At 68.0% G+C, this 4215-nt stretch carries 4 protein-coding genes; 2 read left to right on the top strand and 2 right to left on the bottom strand.

Annotated features, from left to right (window positions below; genetic code table 11):
• Positions 1-1013, top strand: a 1013-nt coding sequence (locus G6022_RS08620; RefSeq protein ID WP_182691376.1) for an alpha-hydroxy-acid oxidizing protein, incomplete at its 5' end; no start/stop codon positions are given.
• 189 nt (positions 1014-1202) lie between these two features.
• Positions 1203-2009, top strand: a complete 807-nt coding sequence (locus G6022_RS08625) for a glycosyltransferase (RefSeq protein WP_179525781.1) — start codon at positions 1203-1205, stop codon at positions 2007-2009.
• Positions 2010-2087: 78 nt separating this feature from the next.
• On the opposite strand, the gene G6022_RS16835 is transcribed toward G6022_RS08625, so the two are convergent.
• Complete coding sequence (locus tag G6022_RS16835) at positions 2088-2219, bottom strand: putative transporter small subunit (RefSeq protein ID WP_218873259.1); 132 nt, start codon at positions 2217-2219, stop codon at positions 2088-2090.
• A gap of 14 nt (positions 2220-2233) precedes the next feature.
• Positions 2234-3877 carry a sodium:solute symporter family protein gene (locus G6022_RS08630; RefSeq protein WP_182616200.1) on the bottom strand — a complete coding sequence of 548 codons (1644 nt, stop codon included), beginning with the start codon at positions 3875-3877 and terminating at the stop codon, positions 2234-2236.
• Positions 3878-4215: the final 338 nt, after the last annotated feature.

Below are 4215 nucleotides of genomic sequence, written 5' to 3' on the forward strand. Positions count from 1 at the left end.
CGCTGCCCGCGCCCGTCCTGGTCGCACCGATCGGCGCCGCGGGCCTGGTGCGCCGCGACGCCGACGTCCACATCGGGCGCGCCGCGGCCGAGCGCGGACTGCCGTACATCCTGTCCTCCCAGGGCTCGTCGCCGATGGAGGCCACTGCCGCGGCGATGAAGGACGGGCCGCGCTGGTTCCAGCTGTACTGGAGCAGGGACGAGCAGCTTGTCGACAGCTTCATCTCCCGGGCGGAGGCCGCGGGCGCCGGGGCGCTGGTCGTCACCCTCGACACCACGACGCTCGGCTGGCGGCCGTGGGATCTCGACCTGGGATCGCTCCCGTTCACGAGGGGGGTCGGGATCGCCCAGTACACCTCCGACCCCCGCTTCGCCGAGATGGTGGCCGACCGGGTCGCGCGTGAGACCGCCGCCGGCGCCGGCACGGACCCCGACGCGGTCAAGGTCACGCCGAAGGCCGTCGTGACGCTGCTCGAGATGGCCCGGAACCACCCGGGCGGGCTGCGCAGGAACCTCACCGCCCCCGAGACCCGCGCCGCCGTCCAGACCTTCCTCGACACGTTCTCCAACCCGGCGCTGAACTGGGACCACATCGCCACGCTGCGGGACCGGACCCGGCTACCGGTCGTCCTCAAGGGAGTCCTGCACCCGGAGGACGCCCGGCGGGCCTTTGACATGGGCGTCGACGCGGTCATGGTCTCCAACCACGGAGGCCGGCAGGTGGACGGGTCCATCGGCACGCTGGACGCCCTCGTCCGCATCCGCGAGGCCGTCGGCCCCGAGCCGACCCTGCTGCTGGACTCCGGCATCCGCAACGGCACGGACGTGGTCAAGGCCATGGCGTGTGGCGCGGACGCCGTGACGATCGGTCGGCCGCACATCTACGGTCTGGCCATCGCCGGGCAGCGGGGGGTGGGCGAGGTGCTCGACAACCTGCTCGCCGAGATCGACCTCACGCTGTCCCTGTGCGGCGCGAGCTCGTGGGACGAGGTGGACGCCTCGCTGCTGGCCTGAGGCGCCCGCAGCTTTTCTTGTTCTCCCGCCGCTGTTCCCGGCCATCCGCCGCTGCTCCCGGCCACCCGCCGCTGCTCCCGGCCATCCGCCGCCTCGCGGTACGCCTGACGGAAGAGACCCCCTGTCTCCGCGATACTGCTCGCAGGCGTCGGCACCCTGCCCGCCCCCAGACCGACCGCGAGGACCTCGATGCGTGACCCCGAACTGTCCGTCCTGCTCACCGTCTACCACGCGATCGCGCCCTCGCAGCTCCGCGATGCCCTGGACAGTGTGCACGCGCAGACGGTTCAGCCCGCTGAGGTGATCGTGGTGGAGGACGGTCCCCTGTCGCCCGCGCTGCGTGAGGTCCTGGACTCCACCCCGGACCTGCGGCGGTTCGCGCTACCCCAGAACCTCGGCGCCGCCGCGGCGTCCCAACGCGGGTTCGACGAGGTCCGGACCAGCTGGGTCGCCCGCCAGGACGCCGACGACATCTCCCTGCCCGAGCGGTTCGAGCGGCAACTCGACGCCGCCCGCACGCTCGGGGTGGACGTCCTGGGTTCGGCGATGCTCGAGTTCGACACCGACCCGGAGCACCCGAAGGCCATGCGCGCCCTGCCCACCGAGCACGAGGACATCGCCCGCTACGCGCGCATCAACAACCCGGTCAACAACCCGTCCCTGCTGGCCCGCACCGACGCCATCCGCGCCGTCGGCGGGTACCGCCACGTGCCCTACCAGGAGGACTACGACCTGATGATCCGCCTGATCGGCGCGGGCTACCGCCTGCACAACCTGCCCGAACCGCTGGTGAAGTTCCGCGTCACTGATGCGCAGTTCTCCCGTCGCAAGAGCCGCCAGCTCACGGCCTCCGAGCGCACCATTCAACGCACCCTCCTCGACGCGGGCATGATCTCCCGTCCCCGCGCCGTGGCCAACTACCTCGCCCGCAACGCCTACCGGCGCCTGCCCGCCCCCGCCATGAACGCGGCCTACCGACGGATCTTCCACAGCTGACCGACCCCCCTCCTGACACGGGTGTGCCCCCTCACCGGATTCGGCGAGGGGGCACACCCGTAGTGCCGTCGAGCACGCTCAGATGATCGGCACGCCGTCCCGCTTGGCCTCGGCGGCCTCCCTGATGAAGGCTCCCACCAGGACGGCCAGGACGCCGGCCACGATCACGGGCCAGATCAGGACATAGATCGTCAGAAGTATCGGTGTCATCTGCGGTTCCTCTCCTAGACGCGGACGACGTCGTCGTCGTCATCGTTCGTGTTCTCGGCCGTGTTCCTGGCGTCGGCGTCGGCGAGCTCCTCCGCCACCGCGTCGGTGTCGTAATCGGCGGTGGCCAGCGCGATCTCGTCGAAGTCGTAGTCCATCGAACTGCGGTACGACATCGCCACGCAGACGATCGTGCTGACCGCGTACGCGACGAGTGAGGCCGTGAGCGTGTCGTAGTCACGCAGGAAGCCGAGGATGAACGGCGCGCTGCCGAGGGCCGCGATCACGGCCACGACGAGCGCCGGCCTGAGTCCGAGGAAGCCGAACACCATCAGGCCCAGGACCACGCCCACACCCACCACGGCGAGCGCCTCGACGGCGTATGCCAGCACGCCGGAGTCCGGGATCAGCCCGAAGCGGGTGGGCAGGAATACCGCCAGAGCGACCAGCACGGAGACGGTGAAGGCCGAGTTGGTGACCTTCTTCCAGTAGAAGCTCGCGATCACCGGGAACACCAACGCGCCCCACAGAGCGCCCACGAACACCAACAGATCGAGGATGTTGAACCTGATGTTGGCGAAGATCAGCGCGGCCGCCGTCGCCAGGATCATGGTGATGCGGCCGACGATGAGCATCACGCGGGGGTTGGGCAGCTTGCCACGGCCGCGCAGACCCTGACCGTAGAGGTCGCTCATCGCGATCGACGACATCGCGGACAGGTCCGAGTCCGCGGTCGAGGAGAGCGAACCGATGATCATGATGAAGAACACCGCGACCAGGAAGCCCGGCAGGTACTCCGCCGCCACCTGGGGAAGCACGTTGTTGGGGTCACCGTCGACGGGGTCGATACCCGCGTAGAGCGCCAGCACACCGACCATGCCGATGCCGATGATCGTCGCGCCGTAACCGATGGTCGCGGTGATGAAGGTCGGCTTGATCAGGTCCTCGCGCACCGCGAACAGCCGCTGCGCGATGGTCTGGTTGCCGATCGCGTAGGCGAGCACAGCCGCGATGTACGGCGCACCCTGGTTGAGGAAAGCGTCCGAGGAGAAGAACGACTGCTGCTGCGGCGTCAGATTGTCAGCCCCGCTGGTGAACAGGTCGATCCCGCCGAGGAAGAAGAACATGGACGGCACGATGATGATCACCGCACCGAGCATCGCCACCACCTGCGCGAAGTCGGTGAGCACCGAGGCGCGGAAGCCCGACCACAGCGTATAGAGCAGGACACCTGAGGCGATCACGATCACGCCCTGGATGAAGCTGAACGGGCTGAGCATGGAGATCAGCGCGCCACCGGCGATGAAGTTCGACGTCAACGAGATGACGGAACCCAGGATGTTGGATCCGGCCAGCATGAACTGGGAGGACCTACCGTGGCGGGCGAACATGACCTCCGCGAGGGTGTGCGCCTGCGGGGCGACCTCGCGGATGCGTTTACCGAAGGGATAGATGAACAGGATCATCAGGGCTCCCCAGAACCCGTAGTGGATCGGCCCTGAAATGCCGTAGAGGTATCCGGAGTTGACCGAGGCGTACATGGAGGACGCCCAGATCCACGTGGCGGTCATCGACGCGGCCGAGATCCCGAACCCGATCTTGTGGCCGGCGGTCATGAAGCTGTCGGCGTTCTCTTTCCTCTTGGCGATCCGTGTGGACATGACCATGGTGCCGCCGTAGAACAACACCAGAAGTAGAACCACGGCCGTTGCGCTCAGCGCTGTAGAGCTCAGCAAATCTGCCCCTCTCCCTCTTCATTTGTCATGTGAACACGCTGAGCCTAGTGAATGCACCGCCTTAACGAAGAATCGACGTGGGGACGGCGTTGTGCGGATGGCCAAGTGCATGGAGCTCTATCCGCGCAGTTCCGGCGCTCGACCAGGCTTTTACTGGAGGAAATCACCAAACGGCACGCAAACGGCATCGCACGCCCTCGCGCGCGGGTCGCGCGCTCGTCCCCACTCCACATCCGCTCGCCCGTCCACCCGCTCCACATCCG

Origin of the sequence: Dietzia sp. Cai40 (assembly GCF_014145165.1) — a bacterium.
Lineage (GTDB): Bacteria > Actinomycetota > Actinomycetes > Mycobacteriales > Mycobacteriaceae > Dietzia > Dietzia natronolimnaea.